General features: G+C 44.0%; 21 protein-coding genes. 5 read left to right on the plus strand and 16 right to left on the minus strand.

Annotated features, from left to right (window positions below):
- Positions 1-7 precede the first annotated feature (7 nt).
- The 11 genes from IGI92_RS12465 to IGI92_RS12515 form a co-directional block, all read right to left on the minus strand.
- Positions 8-1,459 (minus strand): amidase, encoded by a 1,452-nt coding sequence (locus IGI92_RS12465; RefSeq protein ID WP_005234274.1) that lies wholly within the window; start codon positions 1,457-1,459, stop codon positions 8-10.
- A 259-nt stretch (positions 1,460-1,718) separates the two neighbouring features.
- Positions 1,719-2,561 (minus strand): DUF368 domain-containing protein, encoded by an 843-nt coding sequence (locus tag IGI92_RS12470; protein WP_301388769.1) that lies wholly within the window; start codon positions 2,559-2,561, stop codon positions 1,719-1,721.
- 122 nt (positions 2,562-2,683) lie between these two features.
- Positions 2,684-3,193: a GNAT family N-acetyltransferase gene (locus tag IGI92_RS12475; RefSeq protein WP_015510214.1), complete on the minus strand. Its 510-nt coding sequence runs from the start codon at positions 3,191-3,193 to the stop codon at positions 2,684-2,686.
- A gap of 113 nt (positions 3,194-3,306) precedes the next feature.
- Positions 3,307-3,933: a glycosyltransferase family 32 protein gene (locus IGI92_RS12480; protein ID WP_301388772.1), complete on the minus strand. Its 627-nt coding sequence runs from the start codon at positions 3,931-3,933 to the stop codon at positions 3,307-3,309.
- Between the two features lie 145 nt (positions 3,934-4,078).
- On the minus strand, positions 4,079-5,209 hold the full coding sequence (locus IGI92_RS12485) for an alpha-hydroxy-acid oxidizing protein (protein WP_400449791.1): 1,131 nt from the start codon (positions 5,207-5,209) through the stop codon (positions 4,079-4,081).
- A gap of 151 nt (positions 5,210-5,360) precedes the next feature.
- Positions 5,361-5,777 carry an NUDIX hydrolase gene (locus IGI92_RS12490; protein ID WP_042890226.1) on the minus strand — a complete coding sequence of 139 codons (417 nt, stop codon included), beginning with the start codon at positions 5,775-5,777 and terminating at the stop codon, positions 5,361-5,363.
- A 106-nt stretch (positions 5,778-5,883) separates the two neighbouring features.
- A complete protein-coding gene (locus IGI92_RS12495) occupies positions 5,884-6,201 on the minus strand; it encodes a DUF1292 domain-containing protein (protein WP_005228559.1) in 318 nt (105 codons plus the stop codon).
- 22 nt (positions 6,202-6,223) lie between these two features.
- Positions 6,224-6,655, minus strand: a complete 432-nt coding sequence (gene ruvX, locus IGI92_RS12500) for a Holliday junction resolvase RuvX (protein ID WP_005234242.1) — start codon at positions 6,653-6,655, stop codon at positions 6,224-6,226.
- A complete protein-coding gene (locus tag IGI92_RS12505) occupies positions 6,655-6,921 on the minus strand; it encodes an IreB family regulatory phosphoprotein (protein ID WP_005228556.1) in 267 nt (88 codons plus the stop codon). The genes ruvX and IGI92_RS12505 overlap by 1 nt, the downstream gene beginning before the upstream one ends.
- A gap of 145 nt (positions 6,922-7,066) precedes the next feature.
- Positions 7,067-7,897 carry a TIGR03943 family putative permease subunit gene (locus IGI92_RS12510; RefSeq protein ID WP_008380795.1) on the minus strand — a complete coding sequence of 277 codons (831 nt, stop codon included), beginning with the start codon at positions 7,895-7,897 and terminating at the stop codon, positions 7,067-7,069.
- A gap of 3 nt (positions 7,898-7,900) precedes the next feature.
- The gene (locus IGI92_RS12515; RefSeq protein WP_008380792.1) at positions 7,901-8,848 is read right to left on the minus strand and encodes a permease; all 948 of its coding nucleotides are present in this window, start codon (positions 8,846-8,848) and stop codon (positions 7,901-7,903) included.
- Between the two features lie 220 nt (positions 8,849-9,068).
- On the opposite strand from IGI92_RS12515, the gene IGI92_RS12520 reads away from it, so the two are divergent.
- On the plus strand, positions 9,069-9,431 hold the full coding sequence (locus IGI92_RS12520; protein WP_008380790.1) for a thioredoxin family protein: 363 nt from the start codon (positions 9,069-9,071) through the stop codon (positions 9,429-9,431).
- A gap of 92 nt (positions 9,432-9,523) precedes the next feature.
- Here IGI92_RS12520 and IGI92_RS12525 read toward each other — a convergent pair whose 3' ends face one another.
- Positions 9,524-10,198, minus strand: a complete 675-nt coding sequence (locus IGI92_RS12525; RefSeq protein ID WP_005228549.1) for a redox-sensing transcriptional repressor Rex — start codon at positions 10,196-10,198, stop codon at positions 9,524-9,526.
- Between the two features lie 217 nt (positions 10,199-10,415).
- Here IGI92_RS12525 and IGI92_RS12530 point away from each other — a divergent pair, with 217 nt between their 5' ends.
- The 4 genes from IGI92_RS12530 to add all read left to right on the plus strand — a co-directional run bounded on the left by IGI92_RS12530 (position 10,416) and on the right by add (position 15,593).
- Complete coding sequence (locus tag IGI92_RS12530; protein ID WP_086372318.1) at positions 10,416-12,347, plus strand: ABC-F family ATP-binding cassette domain-containing protein; 1,932 nt, start codon at positions 10,416-10,418, stop codon at positions 12,345-12,347.
- Positions 12,348-12,447: 100 nt separating this feature from the next.
- Positions 12,448-13,170 (plus strand): C39 family peptidase, encoded by a 723-nt coding sequence (locus tag IGI92_RS12535; RefSeq protein ID WP_301388778.1) that lies wholly within the window; start codon positions 12,448-12,450, stop codon positions 13,168-13,170.
- Positions 13,171-13,318: 148 nt separating this feature from the next.
- Positions 13,319-14,425 (plus strand): alanine dehydrogenase, encoded by a 1,107-nt coding sequence (gene ald / locus IGI92_RS12540; protein WP_016612688.1) that lies wholly within the window; start codon positions 13,319-13,321, stop codon positions 14,423-14,425.
- Positions 14,426-14,576: 151 nt separating this feature from the next.
- Positions 14,577-15,593, plus strand: a complete 1,017-nt coding sequence (gene add / locus IGI92_RS12545) for an adenosine deaminase (RefSeq protein ID WP_086297866.1) — start codon at positions 14,577-14,579, stop codon at positions 15,591-15,593.
- A gap of 68 nt (positions 15,594-15,661) precedes the next feature.
- On the opposite strand, the gene IGI92_RS12550 is transcribed toward add, so the two are convergent.
- The 4 genes from IGI92_RS12550 to IGI92_RS12565 all read right to left on the minus strand — a co-directional run bounded on the left by IGI92_RS12550 (position 15,662) and on the right by IGI92_RS12565 (position 21,456).
- Positions 15,662-16,429: a histidinol-phosphatase gene (locus IGI92_RS12550; RefSeq protein ID WP_301388781.1), complete on the minus strand. Its 768-nt coding sequence runs from the start codon at positions 16,427-16,429 to the stop codon at positions 15,662-15,664.
- Between the two features lie 273 nt (positions 16,430-16,702).
- On the minus strand, positions 16,703-17,686 hold the full coding sequence (locus tag IGI92_RS12555) for a LacI family DNA-binding transcriptional regulator (RefSeq protein ID WP_074933365.1): 984 nt from the start codon (positions 17,684-17,686) through the stop codon (positions 16,703-16,705).
- A gap of 286 nt (positions 17,687-17,972) precedes the next feature.
- The gene (locus IGI92_RS12560) at positions 17,973-18,812 is read right to left on the minus strand and encodes a sugar phosphate isomerase/epimerase family protein (RefSeq protein ID WP_194188644.1); all 840 of its coding nucleotides are present in this window, start codon (positions 18,810-18,812) and stop codon (positions 17,973-17,975) included.
- Positions 18,784-21,456, minus strand: coding sequence for a beta-galactosidase (locus IGI92_RS12565; protein WP_430607196.1), 2,673 nt, complete (start codon positions 21,454-21,456; stop codon positions 18,784-18,786). The genes IGI92_RS12560 and IGI92_RS12565 overlap by 29 nt, the downstream gene beginning before the upstream one ends.
- Positions 21,457-21,600: the final 144 nt, after the last annotated feature.

Raw genomic sequence — 21,600 nt, forward strand, 5'->3', positions numbered from 1 at the left:
CCTCCTCTTAGTTTCCTTGTTTTGGCAACAGAAATCGTTGCTGTGTTTCAAATAAATAGCCGACTTGGAAAAGCAGATCTTCTCTGCCTTTAGACGCCATAAATTGGATCCCTAGCGGCAACCCTTCCTCGCTAAGAGCAGTTGGCAAGCTGATGGCTGGCTGCCCCGTTAAATTGGCTAATTGAGTGTAAGGTGTCAGAGTATAGCTCTTGGCAAACATTTCTTCGATCAACTCACCCGCAGCACTTTTTCCAAGCGATTCGATCTCATGCAGTCTTTGGCGAATGCTATCGCTTTGTAAGTCTTCCTCGATCAAAGGGGCTGGAAAAGCCGTCGTCGGTGTTAAAAAGAGATCATAGGTCGAAAAGACTTCTTCCATTTTTTCTGCCAGCTGATCCCACCACTGCAAGGCAAGAACGTAATCGGCGGCCGGCAGTTTTTTGCCATATTGGTAAAGTGCCCAGGTCATCAATTCCATCTCTTCCCGTCTGACCGGTTCTTGACGAGCAGCATCGATCTCAGCAAACATCGCAGCTGTTTCGCCACCATTCATGGCGTAATAGGTGGTCATCATTTGCTGACCATCCACTGGATAGCCCACTTCAATGACTTCGTGCCCCTGCTTTTCTAAAAATGCGGCTGCACTTCGGACTGCTTGGATGGCAGTTTCAGACACTTGGCCACCGGTCGGCGATGCGGTAGTAAAAGCAACCTTCAACCGCGGTTTTTGACTCGCTTGCTGATGATGCCATTCTACTTGCGGTGCCTGATAAGGGGCTGCCGGCTGTGACGTCCGCAACGCATAAAACAACTGTTCCGTATCACGCATAGAAAGCGTCAACGCAAAGTTGATGGAAGCGCCTTGCCAGCTGCGCCATTCACTAGGACCCACTGGCATCGTGCCACGGGTTGGCTTCAAACCGATCAATCCGCTAAAGGAAGCTGGAATGCGGATCGATCCGCCGCCATCACTGGCACCTGCAATCGGAAACATCCCCGAAGCCACTGCCGCTGCCGCACCACCACTGGAACCACCAGCTGAATAGGCAGGATTCCACGGATTACGTGTAGGCCCATACAATGTTGGATCAGTGATATTTTTGAATCCAAATTCTGGTGCATTGGTTTGCCCTAACGGCACAAAGCCCGCCTCTTCTAAACGAGAGACAAAATGAGCCGTGCGGCTGGCTCGTGCTTTTGCAAACAGTTTGGCTCCTGACGTTGCTGGCCACCCTGCTTTAGTTTGGCCGAGTATTTTTAACGGCATGGGTTGTCCACCAAAAACCGTTTTTTGAAGATGCTGCTCGTAATGCTGGATCGCTGCTTGCGGATCAAATGTTACAAGCGCATTCAAAAGCGAATTTTGTTGATTGACTTTTTCTTCGATCATCGCCACCCGCTCGGCAAAGCTGATTTGTCCTTGCCGCAATTGTTCCGCCCAATAGGTCGCATCTTGCATGCTTGTCCCTCCTTTTTCTCAATAACCTCAAACAATTATCTAAACTGTAACACATGGGAAATTCTTCTTTATATAGACTACAATATACCAAACACTAGGAAATCTTTCAACAAAAATAGAACAGTTTTTAAACCTGTATCACATCGTTATCAAACGTTCCAATCTTTTTACTACTGGCCGTCCACCAACGCTTTCTCTTAGCTGCCCGAATCATAACCTAACAAAAACGGCACATCGCCAAACGATGTGCCGTTTTGATTTACTTGTATTTTTCTTCCAGCTTGCTCATCCAAAGACCTAACCAAGCCCCCAAGACAAACAAGATAATTCCGATGACGGCCGTTACCCAAGTAAAGCCGCTATAGTTTGCCACCGGAGGAATCACGATCAAACCCGTTGAGGCAATAACGATCCCTAAAATGAAGTGATAGACTTTTGAATGATAATGCGTCAATAGCCACTCCATCAATTTCGAAAACAACAGCATCACTGCCAAGCCGCCAATGGCGATCGGTAGAAAGACCCCCATGATGTCAAAGCTCTTAAAGCCTTTCAACATCGGATCATAAAGTCCCAAAACGAGCAAAAGGTTTGAAGGACTCAAGCCAGGAACCAAAACACCTAACGCGATCAGACCGCCGGCGATCACAAAACCTATGAAATTGGCAGGGATCGTTCCTAAGATATCGCCCATAAAATAGAGGAACAAGAAGCCGATGACCATACTGCCGAAGAACCAAAGCAGATCGCCGGTTGTCCGTTTGCTTTTCAAGGTCGATTCTTTAGCAAGTGCTGGTAACGTCCCAATAATTGCCCCCGCAAAGCCCCACAAAACGATGATTTGATAGTTTTGCAGCAGCCACTCTAATGGCTTTGATAAAAGCCCGATCCCTACGATTCCCCCGATCCCTACTGGCAGGAAAAAGAGGAGATTCTCTTTAAAATTCTTCGTCAGATGTGCCATAAAGCGCAGCATCCGCTCATAAATGCCTAAGATGGCTGCCAATACGCCACCTGAAACACCAGGCAAGATAAAGCCCAAGGCAATCACCACGCCTTTAAGAAAACGTGACAAAATACTTTCGTTTCTCTGTTTTTCCATTTACAATTGCTCTCCTTAGCGATGGTTTTCACCAATCGTTCTTTTTTCATCAATCTCTTTAACTATACTTGATTGCCAAAAAAATGGAAAGTAATTTCTAATTCCTCATACAAAGGCAGATTTCAAAGTTCTTTCAGCATCAAGAAATCCGTCTGCTCATCATCCCCCATAAAAAAGGAATGACTGCCAACTCTTTCAAAGCCCATCGTATGATAAAAAGCCAACGCATTGTCGTTAAATTCCCAAACGCCTAACCAGATCGACTTTTTCTGCAGCTCTTTGGCGGTCTCTTGAGCAAACAGCAGCAGTGTTTTGCCATAGCCTCTGCGCTTATGTTCTTTTTTGATATAGATTCGTTCAATTTCCAACCCCTCTGGGGCAATCGCTTCCGTTTGCGCCTCACCCCAGTTAAGTTTGATATATCCTACGGTTTGATCATTTTCTTGTAAAAAATAAAACGCCGACTGCGGATTTTCTAACTCTCGGGTCAGTTTCGGCAGATTGTAGGCTTCTTCTAGATAGATACGAGTATTTTCCTCCGTATTGAAAGGAGCAAATGTATCGTAATAGGTGGATACGCTGATTTCTCCCAATTCTTCTAAATCTGCCAAAGTACATCGTTTGATAGCCATCAAAACGCCTCCTCATTTTTTCAAGCTATTCTATCACATCTCCATCATCCCTTGCAAAAGCAAAAAGGACAGACAGCTTTCCCCGCTGTCCGTCCTTTCATAGACTTACTCTTTTATAACCAAGAGCCAGAAAACTGATGGATCACCATCGTACTCGGATCTTCCTCGACCTCACCAGTGATATAGCTTTTTGGTGAAAACGTCATTTGCGGGAAGATTTCTACACCCTTAACGGTTTGTCGTTGATTATTCAATTCTAATCCGTGGTTTTGCAACAGTTCCGTCACTCGGATCACATTGGTGACGACATCTTCCGTTTTTTCTGCCCGGACAAATTTTCGGTCATCGTAATCGTGGTACCATTCTTCCATAAAGGGATGATGCGGCACCGCTCCAATGATCCCCGTAGAAATCTTGGTTTCGATCTCAAAGCCCATAAATGCCTCCAGTGTCAAGAGCTCATCTAAAGGTTTGACCACCTCGATATCGGTATCCATATAAATACCGCCTTCTGTCACTAACGCATACAAACGAACCACATCTGACACAAATGCCCATTCTTCTTGGTCATAGGCCTCTTTTAGATAAGGACCGAATTTTGAAAGGTTGATCGTTGATTCATCCCAACGTTTGATCTCATAATCCGGACAATATTTTTTCCAGGTATCCATGTATTTCTTTTCTTGTTCACCTAATGGATTGCCGCCAAACCAGCAATAATGAATAATTTTTGGAATCATCAATCTCTCTCCTTTAGTTTATTGGTCTCTTTTAAGTGTAGCGGATTTTGCAATTGTTTCAAAATCATATACACTTTTTACGGCGAAAAGAACTGTTGGCTCTGCTCTTCAGGATCAGAAAGGATCATTGAAAAAAGCACCTGAGTCAACGACTCGAGTGCTTTTTGAGGGATTGCTTATAAATAATGATTGTCCCGACGGCTTTTTTGATATCTGCCACCGTTTGCGTCCCCGCAAGCTGCATGACCATCTCCAATTCTTTTTTGAAGAAATCAAAGACTTGTTGAACACCGGTGGCACCACCTAGAGCCAACCCATAAATCACTGGTCGACCGATTGCCACCAGATCTGCTCCGCAAGCAATCGCTTTAAAGACATGCTGTCCTCGCCGTACCCCGCTATCGAAGATGATCGGCGCCCGACCTGCTACTGCTTCAGCCACGATCTGCAAGGAATCAAAGGAAGCTGGACCACCATCCAATTGGCGTCCCCCGTGATTTGAGACCCAAATCCCTTGTGCACCTGCCCCTAATGCTCGGTCCACATCTTCTTCTGATTGCACCCCTTTGACATAAACCGGCAAATCAGATTCTTTGGCGATAAAAGCGACATCCTGAGGACTTAATTTTTGTTTTGAGGAGCCGTAAACGGCATCCATCGTTTGTCCGATCCCTGATTGATAAGCCTGAACGATCGGCATTGCCAACGGAAAGGTGAAGCCATTGCGGCGATCCGTTTCTCGATTGCCCCCAACAGTTGCATCTGCGGTCAAAACGATCGCTTTGGCGCCATTGCGTTTTGCCATCGCTAAGATGTCTTTGTTAATGCCATCGTCTTTGCTCATATAGAATTGGAACCACTGCGGCGCTTCTTGGCCACCAGCTGCTCGGATTTCTTCCAACGTACAAGAAGCATACGAACTCGCCGTATAGATCGTGCCAAAACGTGAAACACCTTTAGCTAACGCTTGTTCTGCCGCAACATTTGCTAAGCCGTGGGCAGCCACAGGCGCCATAATGATTGGCGCTGACAACGTGTCACCGCCAAAGGACAACGTTGTGTCCGGTAATTCAATGTCCTTTAAGACATGAGGAATGATCAATTTGTGATTGAAGGCGCGTTCATTTTCTTGATAGGTAAAAATATCCCCCGCACCACTGCTGATATAGCCATACCCACCTTTAGGAATCACTTCCTCTGCCGCGATCTCCAAATCGCGCATATTGATAAAATCGATTGCTCCTTCTGCGGTACTTGCTTGATAAATTTTTTCCATGCCTTTCCCTACTCTCCAATAAGATAACGTTTACATTTTCATCCTACCCCTGATTGCAGGATCACGCAACTCATTCGCTCACTCCTACTCAACACGCTGCTTTTACTTTTCAACTCAAGCCAGCCCTCCATTTGAGCTGGCTGAATTATTTTTATGTTCGTGAGAAATATTCTGCCAATAACAACGGCTGAATCGTTGGATATGTCCAACTGGCAGGCGGCTCTGCCCTTACATAAATTGCTTCGATCTCTGAAGTCAACTCATCCTCCAAGTCCGTGATCTGGGCTTCGAACACCAAGCCGTAATCGGTCTCCCCGTCTTTTTCTACCCCATAGATAAATAACGGCTCTAGAGTAAAGTGCTTGGCTCCTGTTTCTTCCTTTAATTCACGGGCGGCACACGCTGTGATGCTTTCTCCTGATTCTCGCTTACCTCCGGGTATTTCTAATGTGTCTCGTTCTTTGTGTTTGACATAGACGAGCTTTTCTTGATACTTGCTGATGATCACCGCAAAAACTAGCTGCTCTTCTGCGATCTTTTCAAGCTCAAAAATCGTTACGTGATTCATTTTACTCATTCCTTTCAAAAAAGCAGGCTTGCTTCTATAATAAACAGTCGTTAAAAATCAAAAAAAGTGCTGATCCCTTATGGAAAGGATCAGCACTTGCAGCATGTTATTCTTCTTCTTCCGCCATGAATGTGTTGAAGACTTCTTCAATCATATCCCATTCTGCTTCTGTTTCGATCTGTTCTAATTCACCTTCAGAACCGTCTTCGTTTTCAATATAAGCGTACGCTTGTAATTCAACGTCTTCTTCTTCCGGTACGCCTGCTGGATAAAGCAAGACGTAGTTGCGGCCGAATTCTTCCGTACCGTCAACCGTTAATAGAATTTCGTATAAGGTTTCATTTCCTTGGTCATCGATCAAAGTAATGTGTTCATGTCCTTCATGATCGTGATCGTGGTTATGATCGTGTGTATGTTCTGACATTTATTTTCCTCTTTTCTGTAAATTAAAACAGCTGTTTCCCAGCACCATCTAAATAATTCTGCAAAATCATGACTGCTGCTAATTTATCAATCACTTTTTTTCGTTTGGCACGCGATGTATTCGCCTGTTCTACCAGCATTCGTTCTGCTTGAACGGTCGTCAGACGTTCGTCTTGGTAAACGACAGGCAAACCGAATTGCTGTTCGATCGCTGCGCCGTAAGCCATAGAAGCTTCCGCTCTAGGTCCGATCGTATTATTCATATTTTTAGGTAGTCCTACCACAAAACGTGAGACTTCATATTCTTTCACCAATTCAGCAAGTCGATCATAACCGAAATTGCCTTCATCTTCATTGATGCGAATGATCTCGATCCCTTGTGCTGTCCAGCCCATTGGGTCACTGACCGCCACGCCGACTGTCCGCGAACCAACATCCAATCCCATGATTCTCATTATAGGTTGATCCCGTGATTGCCTAAATAATAACGGATCAGAACTTCCATGATCTCATCCCGTTCGTGACGACGAATCAAATTCCGGGCATCCCGATAACGAGGAATGTAAGCCGGGTCGCCAGAAAGGAGGTAACCGACGATTTGATTGATCGGATTGTATCCTTTTTCCTCTAATGCTCGGTAGACGATAGCTAATGTTTCGCTGACTTCTTTTTTACGGCTATCATCAAAATCAAAGCGAACTGTTTCATCTGTAAAACCCATTTCACGACACCTCTCTTTTGTATAGATTTTAGCATATGTTCCTACTTTATTGTACTAAACGTTTGATAAAACTACAAACATATGCTTAGATTTTCTTCATTATAACAAAGGTTTATGATGTTTCTATGAACTTTCTTAAAAAAAGCTAGAAAGCGCGATAGACATACTGGTTTTCTGGTGCTTCAATCGTCTTCTCTTGGTCTGCTACCACCATCGGCAAGTCTCGTTTGAAGGGTTGATAGTACTTCGATTGGATCGTCCCTTCCACGTGGAGCCACTGGTTATTTTCTGCAGTCGCTTGCTGCGGCAATTCCACCCGTAAACCGAAAACGCCTGAATCAGCCACACAATGGATAATGCCAAAACGAAACAAAAAGATTTCATTGGCATCATCTTGATCTGCATGGTACACAAATCCATCATAGGTGATTTTCTTACCAATGAATTCACTCGGGTACGTATAGATCAACTCCATGACTTCCAAGTAATTTTCTTCCGTTACCGCAATCGTCTCATCTTTGGCGTAACGTGCCAAGGCTGCATCCATCTGAGTGTCATAATCTTCTTTGTTAAAATAAAGACTTGTATCGGGTTTCAGATATTGGGTCGTCATTTCTGGATCCCCCACAGATTCTTCACTTAGGGGGAAATTAAACCCTTTTGCTTCAACGATCGTCGTATCCAAGCTAACGGTGGGAAAAAAGAGACCCACGATGATCGGTAAGGCTAATAGAAAATACGCAATCACTCGTTGGTATTTTTTCTCTAATCCATGCTGGTGCTCGTCGTCATGATGATGCTCGGGCTCTTGTTTGACCCAAAAGTACAGCTGGACCAAAGCCAACAATAAAGAAATGATCATAGATAAAATAGCGAGATAGCGATAATGAATGTTGATAAACTGATTGAGTTTGCCCGTCACTTGCAAATACATCATTAATTCAAAATAGCCTGATAAGATCAAAAAACGAATCATTCTTTACACCACCCATGCATAAATTGAAACGACGATTGCGACTAAACCAACCAGAGAAGCGATAAAACGCCCCGAAAAGTACCGCTTCATCATCAACAGGTTTTTAATATCTACCATTGGACCAAAAACCAGGAAACCGACGACTGGTCCAGTGCCGAATAAACTCAACAACGAAGAGCCGATAAAGGCATCTGCTTCGGAACATAGGGATAATGTCAGTGCCAACAGCAGCATGACGAAAACCGCTAACAGCTTCGTGGAGCCTAATGTCAGCATCAAGCCAGTTGGCAGATAGGTCTGCATCGCTGAGGCGATCAACGCACCAATGATCAAATAACGCCCAGTATCGAAAAACTCATCCAAACTATGCTGCAGCAAATGACGAATCTGCCGAAGAAGCGGATGACTGGTCTTTTCTGTTTGATGGTGGGCGTGATCATGCCCATGATGGTGTGGGTGAGCTACTTGCTCATTCCCGCCACTTAATTGATTGGCAAGCCGTGTTTTTAAGACCTCTTGTTTGTTAAAATACGCCAGCCAGATCCCCACGACCATTGCGACCAATAAGCTGCCCAGTACACGCAAAAAGGCGAACTTCGCGGAATTTCCAAAGGCAATGAATGTCGAAAAAATCACGATAGGATTGATGATCGGTGCAGTCAGCATAAAGGCAAACGCCGTATACACTGGCACTTCTTTTTTTACGAACTGATTAACGATCGGTACGATCCCACACTCGCAGGAAGGAAAAAATACCCCCAGGCCACAACCAACAGTGATCGATGCCAATTTGTTTTTTGGTAAGAGTCTCGTGACTCTTTCTGGCGTCAAGAAGACTTGTAAAGCACCTGATATCAAGCAGCCCAATAGGACAAAGGGCAAGGCTTCAATGACGATAGATAAAAAAATAACACTCATTTGCAGGACAGAATTCGGTAATGCCTGAAACATAACTTTAACCTTCTTTATCAATAAATTCGAAACGCTGGAATTACTATACGTTTTTTCCTTTTTTTATACAACGTTTTTTTTAAAGCAGTCTGTTTTTTTAATCGTTGCTTTAGATTTTCCTTATCTTTAAATCCTTCTTGTTCACCTAAATGATCAGCAACTAGCAGATATTTTGACTTTTCCTCAAGAACAGCGTACATTTTCCATGGAGGAATGACTTATGCAAAAAAATCAACCGATCCAAGAGAGGCTCGCCCAACATCCGTTGGCACTACTCTATCTCTCTCAACCAAATTGCAGTATTTGTGTTGCGGACAAACCACGCATCCAAACACTGGCACAAACCCAACAACTCCCACTATTTACCATCAACACGCTGACAGAGCCAGAAGCAGCCAGTTTATTTTCGGTCTTGACGGTTCCCGTCGTCCTCTTGTTCGCAAATGGGAAAGAAGTGCATCGCGAAGCCCGCATCATCGATTTCACACGTTTGACTCAACAAATCTTGCGGTATCAAGAAGCACTCACAAGCGTTGAAGAGCAAGATTCCTACGAATCACTTTTTGACCAGTTAGACGAGTAAGTTCAGTGAATGAAAGCAAAAAACAGCTGTCAGATCCTTGTATATACTACGATCTGGCAGCTGTTTTGCTGGTTCCTATTTATGTGATGCGATTATTCGCTTAGTGATGGTTCTTCTACTGGTTCTTCATGGGACAAGACGTTGCCTGAATGCAAGAAATAAATCAATGTTTGCAATTCATTGGTTAAGTCAACGTTTTGAATCAGCACGCCTTTTGGTGCAGTGATCCGTGCAGGTGTAAAGTTCAAGATTCCTTTAATGCCAGCTTTCACAAGCTCGTTCACTAAATCTTGTGAATGTTGTGCGGGAACCGTCAAAATAGCCACATCGATTTGCTGGATCTTCACTTGTTCCTTCATGTCATCCATTGGATAGACCGGCACACCATCTACGATTCGACCAACTAGATCTTCATTGACATCAAATGCAGCACTGATCCGAATGCTGTTGCTTTGGTGAAATTTGTATTTCAACAAGGCGCTCCCCAAGTTTCCGACACCGACTAAAGCTACATTCGTCATGTGGTCTTCGTTCAATGTCTTCGCAAAGAACTGCATCAAGCTTTCAACGTCATAGCCATAGCCGCGTTTTCCTAATTCACCAAAGTAGGAAAAGTCGCGGCGGATCGTCGCACTATCAACTTGAACAGCTTCACTTAGTTCGGTCGAAGAAACTTTTAATTTGCCAGCTTGGTGCAAAATACGCAAGTAACGATAATATAAAGGCAATCGCTTCGCTGTTGCCTTTGGAATTTGATGATCTTTCAAAGAATACTCCCCCATTGTGAAAAATTCACTTGTGATGAAGCTATCATAACAAATACATTGTTCAAAAATCAATTTGAATGCTCATAATTTGAAATATAAATTTTATAATGGTAAAATCAAACTTTTTCCCAATCGCCGTTTCCCCTAAAATATGATAGACTTGTAGTATTGTAACCTTGATACAGACAAGTTTCTTAAAGATAGGAATGACATACACATGATTTTATTACAAGCCAACCAAATCGCCCGTCTTTTCGGAGCCGAGGTTTTATTTGAAAATATCCAATTAGAAATTGCCAGCAATTCCCGAATCGCGCTTGTTGGGCGCAACGGTGCTGGTAAATCAACGCTACTGAAAATTATTGCTGGACTCGAAAGTCCTGATAAAGGAACGATCGCTAAAAACAAGACCGCTACGATGGGCTACTTAGCTCAAGATACCGGACTTGCTAGTCAGGCCACCGTTTGGGAAGAAATGCTAGGAGCTTTTGCAACGGTTCGGCAGATGGAGCAGCGCATGCGTACCTTAGAGATCGCCATCTCCGAAGCAGATCCTGCTGCTGACTCTGGCAATCTCCTCAAAGAATATGATCAATTGCAACATGAATTCGCAGAAAAAAACGGCTATGGCTATGAAAATGAAATTCGCTCCGTCTTGCACGGTTTTCAGTTTGATCCTTCTTTTTACACACAGCCGATCGATACCCTTTCCGGTGGTCAAAAAACCCGCTTGGCATTAGCAAAAATGCTGCTGCAAAAACCTGATATCTTGATCCTCGATGAGCCGACCAACCATTTAGACATCGAAACGTTATCTTGGTTGGAAAACTATCTACAAGGATATGCCGGTGCGTTGCTGATCGTTTCCCATGACCGTTACTTCTTAGACAAAGTTGTCAATGAAGTCTACGAACTGAGTCGGCAAAAAATGCGCCACTACAAAGGCAATTACAGCCGCTATTTGACCCTGAAAGCTGAACAGCTGCAAAGCGAATGGAAAGCCTTTGAAAAGCAGCAAGAAGAAATCAATAAACTGGAAGACTTTGTTGCCCGCAACCTTGTCCGTGCGTCTACCACCAAACGCGCGCAAAGCCGCCGTAAGCAATTAGAGAAAATGGACCGGTTGGATCGCCCGCAAGGAGATGAAAAATCCGCCCACTTCCTTTTTTCCATTGAAAAACCTTCAGGAAATGTTGTGATGCAAGTAGAAAATGCCGCTATCGGTTATTCTGAAGAAGAAGTTTTATCGGCGCCCATCGACTTAGATGTTCGTCGCAAAGATGCGATCGCTTTAGTGGGACCGAATGGGATCGGCAAATCAACCTTACTGAAATCGCTGATTCATAAAATCCCCTTTATTCAAGGAAAGGTGCATTTTGGCGCCAATGTCTCAATCGGGTACTATGACCAAACTCAATCCGATCTGCACTCAACCAAAACGATCCTCCATGAGCTTTGGGATGACCACAGTACCACACCTGAAGTCGAGATTCGCAATATATTAGGCAGCTTCTTATTTTCTGGAGAAGATGTTGAAAAGCCGATCACGCTGTTAAGCGGTGGCGAAAAAGCCCGTGTCGCTTTGGCAAAATTAGCCATGGACCATGACAATTTCTTGATTTTGGATGAACCAACCAATCACTTAGATATCGACAGCAAAGAAGTCTTAGAAAATGCCCTGATCGATTATGAAGGCACGTTGTTCTTCGTATCTCACGACCGCTACTTTATCAATCGAATCGCCACCAAGGTCGTGGAACTGTCTGAAAACGGCAGCAAGCTCTATCTAGGCGATTACGATTATTATTTAGAAAAGAAACAAGAAGAAGCTGAGATCGCAGCAATGTTGGAAGCAAAAACAACCGAAACCACCATCTCAGCGGGCAAGCAAAACTTTGTCCAAAGCAAAGAACAGCAAAAAGCCGTTAGAACCTTACAGCGAAAAGTCGCCCAAATCGAAGAAGAGCTTGCCACGATAGAAGAAACGATCCAGCAACTGGAACAAGACATGACCGCACCAGAAGCGTTGAATGATCATGTAAAATTGACCGCGTTGAATCAAGCGTTAGAACAAGCCCGCACTGAACAAGAAGCCCTATTAGAAGCATGGGAAAATACTAGCTTAGAACTAGAGGCATTTGAAAGTTGATCGTGGAATCGGTCTGTAGGCCGATGACAAGCTCCCCCTCCTTTGTTTTACTTAAAAGAACAGGATGAATACGTACGATTCGTAAAACAAGGAGGGAAAAATGCAAAAACAGACAGATGTTTATCGAAAGCGTCGGCCAATGATTGTTTTAGCAGGATTGGTGTTGATTTGGATAGGGTTCAATCGAATCTCTCATCACGTGTTGTACGGAGAGTTGTCCGAACACGTGTCTACCGCCGTTGCCTATGATGATAGCTACGATGACGAATATGTTTACTCCCAAGCTTTTTTAAGTGAAGATATCAATGCTTACTTAGGGGAAATGGACATCACAACACCGATTTTCCTGCAGACGAACGAAGAATGGGCCGATAGATCCTATGGCAATGACGGCAGCCAAACCTTAGCAGAAAACGGCTGTGCGATCGCTTCTCTTGCGATGGTTCAATCCTATCTTGAAGGCTATCACATTACGCCACCGGAAGTCCTTGATTGGGCAGGAGATCATTATTACGTTGACGGCCAAGGAACGGACTGGCGGATTTTTTCTGATTTTGCCGATGCAAACGGCTACAACTATTATGATCTTAGTACTGACCTAGCTAGCGTTGAAGCCTACTTGCAACAAAATCATCCCGTCATCGTTTCTATGACCCCAGGGGAATTTACAGATGGCGGCCATATCATGGTCTTAGGTGGAATGATGGGCGATCAAGTGTTTGTCTTAGATCCCAATGATGATCCGGAAAAATCCCACTACGCTACTTACTACACACTAGATGAAATCGCTGATCAAAGCTTACGCTTTTGGACCTTCAGCTGATTGTTCGAAAAAAGTCCCATTGTGGGGCTTTTTTCTTTGTCGTCCCGAAAGTAGCAACTGGATCTTATTTTTTTAATAAAAAAACCCTTTTTTCTCCCTTTGGGAATCCGCTTTCTATTATAATGGAAGAAAGAAAGGTGTGAAGTCTATGAAAATCGGTATCCCCAAAGAAATCAAGAACAATGAAAATCGTGTGGCATTGCCGCCCTCCGGAGTCTATGAGTTAGTCCAAGACGGACACGAAGTCTTCGTTGAACAAGGCGCTGGTGCAGGATCAACCTTTTCTGATCAAGCGTATCAGGAAGTCGGCGCTACGATTGCTACCGTTGAAGAGGTTTGGGCCTCTGAATTGGTTATGAAAGTCAAAGAACCTTTACCAGAAGAATACCCCTTTTTGCATGAGGGACTGGTTTTATTCACCTATTTCCACGTAGCCGCCAATCAACAGCTTGCTCAAGCGTTGATCGACAGCAAAGTGATCGCTGTTGCTTATGAGAACGTCCAGCTGGCGAACGGCACCCTGCCTTTACTGTCTCCCATGAGTGAGATCGCTGGAAGAATGTCTGTTCAAATTGGCGCGCAATTTCTCGAAAAAATTTATGGCGGAAAAGGGATCCTGCTTTCGGGTGTTCCCGGCGTCCGTCAAGGTCGGGTAACGATCATTGGTGGTGGCGTTGCCGGCGAGAATGCCGCGAGAGTCGCCGTAGGTCTAGGCGCACAAGTGACAATTTTAGACGTTTCAATCCCACGCTTACAAGAGCTGGATCGACAATTTTCTGGTCAAGTCCAAACTTTGTATTCCAATCGTTTGAATATCGAGCGAACGATCCAATCCGCAGACTTGGTGGTAGGAGCCGTTTTATTGCCAGGACAAAAAGCCCCGTGCTTAGTGACCCGCGACATGGTGAAACAGATGCCTGAAAAATCCGTGATCGTCGATATTGCCATTGACCAAGGCGGAATTTTCGAGACCGAAGACAAAGTCACCACCCACGACGAGCCAACCTATATCCGGGAAGAAGTCATTCACTATGCAGTGGCGAATATGCCGGGTGCTGTGCCGCAAACGGCAACCATCGCATTGAGCATTGCCACATTGCCATATGCCCAGCAGCTAGCGAAGGATCCTTTAGCAGCGTTGCGAGAAAACGAGGCCCTTGCCAAAGGGGTCATCGCCTATGAGGGCGCATTTACTTCAAAAGAAGCCGCTCACGATCTGTCATTGCCTTTTACCGATCTATCGGAATTGATTTGAGCCACTCTCCCACAATAAAACCAGCAGCCGTACAAGTAATTCGCGGCTGCTGGTTTGCTTTCTATGAGAATTTCCTTTTTTGGGTAGCATGGGCTTTGGAAGTATGCTATATTCATACTTAAAAAAATTCGACCTAGACAGGAGGAACACTGTGCTTACTCAACAACAAATCCAAGCATTTCCCAAAGTAGAACTTCACTGCCATCTCGACGGTTCCATTCGTCCAGAAACATTGATCGCCATCGCCAATCAGCAAGAGCTTCCCATCGCTCAAGACATCGAAGCTGTGAAAGCACAGATGCAAGCCCCCAAAGATTGTCATGACCTGAGGGATTATCTTCGCTGCTTTGATTTTGTTCGGCCGTATCTGCAAACACAAGAAGCTTTAGCAGCTGCTGCCTATGACGTGATGGAACAAGCCGCTCAAGATGGGGTCGCTTATATTGAGATCCGCTTTGCCCCCAGCTTATCGATGGACAAAGGACTCACTTGCAGCCAGACCATCCAAGCCGTGATCGAAGGCATCGCACGAGCAGAAAAACGCTACCCAATCAAAGGCAATGTTTTGGTCATTGGGATGCGTCAAGAAGACCTACCAGCTATTACGGAGATTTTTGATGAAGCGATCGCTCTTACCGATGAAAAAGTAGTCGGTATTGATCTAGCAGGTCCAGAAGAAGACGGGTACGTCCCTGATTTAGCTGCCAGCTATCAAGTGTTCCTCAAGAACCAAAGTGTCCAGCTGACCTTACATGCAGGCGAATGCGGCTGTGTGCAAAACATTTATCAAGCCATCGAAAGCGGTGCGCAGCGGATTGGCCACGGCATCGCCTTAAAAGGAGATCACACTGCTCAAGCGTTTGTTCGAGAACAAAAGCGCTGTATCGAAGGCTGTCCTACCAGCAATGTTCATACTCGTGCGATTCCCACATACTCGGCATACCCATTAAGAGAATGGCTGGAAGCCAAGGTCCCTTTTTGTTTGAACACCGATAACCGAACGGTCTCAAATACGACATTGACCAATGAATACCTGCAAATGGCTCATCATTGCGACATGTCCGAATCAGAGATGCGCTTCATAAACGAAACTGCCGCTCAGCATTCCTTTGCGGAAGCTGCCGACAAAGCGGTACTCTTGAAAAAAATTCAAGAATGGCAATTCTAATAAACATGGACGCTAGTGATCCCCACTGGCGTCCATGTTTATTTCCAAAACAATCAACTTTCTTTCCTTCACGCAAAGAAGAGCCGATCGATCCTTGTTAATCCTAAGGCATCGATTTCTAAAAGAGCTCTTTCGTAAATTTCTGTATTTGTGAAAGCCACACTCTCGTGGGCATCGATCCCAATAATACAAGAGCAGCCGACTTCCTTAGCGATCTTCCAAAATTCAGGATGCGGATAGCCACCATTCGTATAGCCCGCCAAATTATACTCCAATGGCAGCTGATACTCTTTGGCTTTTTCGCATAAACGGTAAGCAACTTCTTCGCAATGGGAATCGAAGGTTTTATAGCCCCGCATAAACACATCTGGGTGTGCCATATAAGCAAAAATTTCTGATTCGATCCCTTGTAAAGAAACACGGAGATAATCTTTGATCGCTTTTACCGAATCCCCGGGTGTATGGTCGTAATAGTGATTGCTTTCGATTTCAGGAAAGTGATTGCCAAAAATCAAATAGTCGATCGACAGCCTTTCTTTCTCTGCAACTAGCCAAGGAATCATTGTTTCAAAATATTCACACTCTAATCCTAATTTCACATCGATTTGTCCTTGATATTTTTCCCGTAAGCTTTTCACCGATGAAACGTAATCTTCCAATTGCGCAACATCCATCCGCATGGGCGAGACATACCCATCCTCAAAGGGCCAGGGACAATGATCAGCGAAGCCGATTTCCTTAAAGCCAGCTTGGATGGCTTTGATCACATAGTCTTCATCAGAATCCCGTGCATGTTTGCATCGAGTTGTGTGGGTATGATAGTTTGCTTTCCACATGGTTATTCACTCCTTCTTATTACATTTAGGTTAATTTGTTTTTGTGATCGCATTTTAGGTACACTCTTCTTGAGGCGTTATCCTTCAAACCGTTCGCTATTTTACAGAATCTTTTGTAAACGGAACCATTTTTTCGAAAAAATAGTACTAGCTATCAACACCTATCACTTAGCAACTTCATCAGTCTGGATTTATTCCAGTCCATTTCATTATAGAATTGCGGCTATCCCAAGACAATCAAAAGAAAGCTGCAAGCGGTTGCTTCTTTTCCCATCACTTCCATTGAGTCGTTTCTCTTGGGACAAATGAATTTTTCAAGAGGACGTGTCTTGGTGCGGTTTTGTCTCCTTGTACCTCTTGAAAAAGTAGCTGGGTCGTCCAATCCACCATCTCCTCTAAAGGTCGTGCGATGGACGAAAGCAAAGGGTTAGTACAAAGACAAACATTGGTGTTTTCATAACCAATCACTTGAATCGCTTCACCAACCTTTTTATCCAGTGAATGAAGGGAACGTAAAGCGCAGGCTGCCAAAAAATCACTTGCCGCAAAAATGCCATCGATAGAAGGCCATTGACGAAAAAGTTGATCAAAGGAAGTTTGCGTGACATTTACAAAATCGAGTATGACCTCGTGAACATGGATCTCTGGGTATTGGTCCATCACTTGATAAAAACCAGCTGATTTTTCTTGAACGGAATGTAATGTCTTTGGTCCATTAACGAAGAGGATCTCGCGACAACGATTTTGGATTAAGATCTGTGCTGCCAACTGTCCACCTGAGGTATTATCCGCAGAAACGGAGGATACTTCATCGCTAAGGACTCTACCCACACTCACTAGAGGTAATTTGAGAACCTTTTGCAACAATGGACCTTGCGTACAAAGGTTGGTACATAAAATTACCCCATCAATATTATTTGCGAGAAACAAGTTCAAAAAATAGGTTTCTCTTTCAGGATTCCCTTGTGTGGTACCAATCATCAAACTATAGCCTTTCTCAATCAGTTGCGACTCGATTCGGGTAATAAATTGATTATAAAAATCATTTTTCAAATCATAGATCAGCAAGCCGATCATCTTTGAGGAATTGTAATAAAAGGACCGTGCTAATTCATTTGGTACATAATCAAGTGCTTGAATTGCTTCTAGCACAATCTGCTTTGTTTCTTCATTCACGTATTTTTTATTGTTGATCACTCGTGAGACGGTAGTCACGGATACATTGGCAAGTTTTGCCACGTCTTGCATGTTTGCCATTGGTCCCTCCTTTCTCTCTTTTACATGTCTCGTAAATATTAAATCCTTTTCCATTTGATCTATTATCCGAATGCAACATTCCAAAACGCTTTCTTTTTATTCTATAATAACAAACCTTACCTTACATTTTCTATTTTTATGAAAATAAAAAAGCTGTTTAGATGAAATCTCACCATAAACAACTTTTCTATGCTAGATAAAAGTTTGCATTAATGTCAGCGTCTTTGAAGAAAACAAGAAAATCACTCCCGTGTTCTCTTAAACAATCATTTACACAAGCACCCAGCTAATTTTTTAAATCTAAGCCTTCAATCAACGCCACCGCACGATCGATCCCAGCGTCTTTTGTTTCTTCTAACACCACGTAACAGTATGGCTTGTGTTTGATCAGAAGCTGTAAAATTTCTGGATACCGTATTTGTCCTTCACCTAACGGGACAGGGATCACTTCTTCTCTCGAGAGTTGAAAATCCTTTAGGTGCAAGCAGACGATTTTCTCGCCAAAAAGAGTAAACGCTTCTTCTACCAATGCAACTTGATCAGCAGCCGTTTTTGCGGTGATCAAATTCGTTGGATCGTAAATGATCCCTAGATAATCAGAAGGAACACGTTCAATCAGCTCGGCGATGCGCTGATTCGAATACAACGGATGATTCAGTCCTGCTTCGATCCCTACCATGGTTTTATGTTTTTCTCCCACTCGAACGAGTCGCTGGATCACATGGATCAAGTCTTCAAAAACCTCATCCGAAAAATTCTCTTCGCTATATCCCAGCGCGGCAATGACTGAGCCTGTTTCTGAAGCCACCATGCTGGCACCAAAATAACGGGCATGGAATAAGTAGCGCTCAAATTTCTGTAAGATTTTCTCTCGTTCCTCTGGTTCGGGATGAATCAAGTTACTATAACAACTTAACAAAGCGATTTGAACGCCTTGTTCTTGGAATTCATTCTTGAAGAAGGTCCCCATACCTGGACTCATTTTTTCAGGAGCACTTAGGTCTGGAAAAGACGCATTCAAGGCAAACTGAACGTTTCTTATTTTCTTTGCTCCTACCGCTTGTGCTAGCTGCTTGGGTGTATATTCTCCTGAGAGGTCATGCCCTCGGATGGCTAAATGAATCATCTGACTCCTCACTTTCTACTGTTTTTTCCCATTCAATAATCAAATTTTCATAAGGTTCTAGCCTATGGTTACCCCGCGCCAGCGCTTCACCTGATAAGCGTTCGAAACCGGGGAGATGTAAGGTAAAGTCAGCTGTCGTCATCCCTAAGTTACTGATCCAGAGTTGGACATGGGTCGCTGACTCTCGGCGATACTTCATCACACCTTCCGAACATTTGATCAACAGGCGCTCTGATTCATAAGGGAAAAGTTCTTTGTGACAAAACGACTGCCATATCAAACTGTCTGTTAAATTGCTAGGTAGCGCACCTAAATAGATGATCTCTCCTTGAGCCAGTTGTTTCTTAGCTAGTAGCGTTTGGTCATTCCCTCGTCCGATCGTTTCCCAATCTTCTGGGCAATGAAAAACTGTGACCAAATGATCCAAAGGTTCTTTTAGGCCGTCATAGGTTAGCTGATAAGTCAGTCCTTTCACCGTAAATTGCTGGATTTGGTCAAACCCGAGCCATTCTCCTAAACGATCTAAGCCATTTGTCGCTGGCCACGCCAGCTCTTTGGTCCGATCCCCCGTCATCGGGCCTAAAATCAGCTTGCCTCCTGCTTCAGTAAAGGCGGCAAATTTTCTCAGCAAGGTCGGACTGATCCAACGAACAAATGGGGCAAGAACAACATCATACTCTTCTAACGGACTATTTTCTTGAATGATTTCTACACGAATCCCTTGGCGAATCAGACTGCCGTAAAATTCGGTAAACAGGCTGCGATAATCATAAACACCCCCATGATCGATCGTGTAAAAGCGTTTCGAGTAATCCGAGTAGATAATGGCTATTTTTGCCGATACATACTTCGTTTCCGCTAAAAGTGGTGCGATCTGTTGTCTTAGTTCGCCAATCCGAACTACCTCTTCATACCCACGATCTGGCTCTCCCCAAGCAGTTAACACGGCACTATGGGGTTGCTCCACACCATAGCGATGTCCACGAAAATGCCAAAAACAGAAGGATTTCAAATGACCAGCATAGCCAATGAACGCTTCACTTGTGACAAACCCATGAGGACGAGGTGCCGCATAGTTTTCAATATGACCGGCATTGGCGGTACAAGTTTCTAACAATAACATTTCCTTGTTGCGCGGTTTGACATTCCGCCAACGATCCAAGTTCATGGTATACGCTGGATAGTTGTCTGCCGGTGCATACGTATCAAAACCGGCAATATCTAAATCAGCAAATAGCTCATCATTTTGCAAGTTAAACCCAAAAGCGGAGTTATGGGTAATGGGTAACGCGGTCTCCATTCGGATAAAATGACAAAGATCATGCGCAAACTCATTCAACGTATCGGTGGTAAAGCGGCGAAAGGCATTCATCAGGGAAGAATTATGCAAAAACGGGGTCGTTAGTGGCAAGACGACATCCTCAAATGCGTCATACCACTCACTCCACACCTTCGTGCCCCAACACTCGTTGAGGTTGGTCACGGATTGATAGTTGTCTTTTAAATACGTATGCCAACGCGTTTGGCACGTCGTACAGTAACATAGATCGACATGACATTTAAACTCATTGTCCAATTGCAACATAACGACATTTTCATGTTTTTCGGCAATCTCAGCGATTTTTCTCGTCAAACGATAGGCATAGCGGCGAAAGTCCTCGTTGTTGGTACAGACATGCTGTCTTGAGCCATGATGCATCTTCGTCCCATCTTGATTAGTGATTAAAGCTTCTGGGTACTGTTTTGTAAACCAGCGGGGCGGAGTTGGCGTTGGAATACATAAGCAAACATCGATGCCATTTGCTTGGTACTGTTCTATCGCACGTTCCAACAACGCAAAATCATATTCTCCAGGTTGAGGCTCCAAGTCACGCCACATGAATTCCCCAATTCTAGCAAAATTCATGCCCAACGTTTTCATCGTTTGACTATCACTTTGCATGATTTCTTCCGACCAGACTTCTGGATACATGCAGGCGCCGTAATAAATATCAGGAAACAGTGGTTGCTCATGGAAAAACGCCTGTAAACGAATCGCTACATAGCGAGCGATCATATGCGCCCCGACCTTTGAAAAGTGGGTATCATCTGCGAGACCTGCAGGATAATTGGGGTGCTCATCCGGTGCTAACCAAACAAAGAGCGCTTTGGAAGCTTCTAGTCCTAATGTGTCATAATAATGATAGGTATAGCGATTTAAATCAAACAAATCCACTTCTTCCGTTCGACTAAGTTCTCTTAAGACAGGTAAAAATGCTGACAACGTATGCGCCAGTCGTCCCTCTTCCCCTACACGTCGTTCAACAGGTGTACACAGGATAGGAATTCCTGCTTTTTCTTTGATTTGACGGATCATGTCTGTCAAATGAGCAATGTACGCCTCCATCGTGACATGATTTTTCTCTTTTTGGTCATTATGTCCAAATTGCAGTAGGACGACTGTATTCGGTTCGACTTCTTGCAGGAGTTGCTTAAACAACCCTTCTTCGATAAACGAACGAGTCGTACTGCCGTTTTTCGCAAAATTGTGTACGTCTACTTCTGGGGACAGATAGCTTGGTAAAGCTTGTCCCCAGCCCATCATTGGCTGTTGATCAAGGGGATAATCCGCCACGGTTGAATCTCCGCCTAGAACGATTTTCATTTCTTTTCTTCCTCCATCTATTTACTATCAGATTTCCAACAACTTCGACAAGTCCACTGGTTTTCTTGCTGAACATAAGCTGCATTAGAAATCGCTTTCTTTTCTATTATACAAAACATTTGCTGACGAAAACATGGAAAAATC

The organism is Enterococcus sp. DIV2379 (assembly GCF_050542965.1).
Lineage (GTDB): Bacteria > Bacillota > Bacilli > Lactobacillales > Enterococcaceae > Enterococcus_D > Enterococcus_D entomosocium.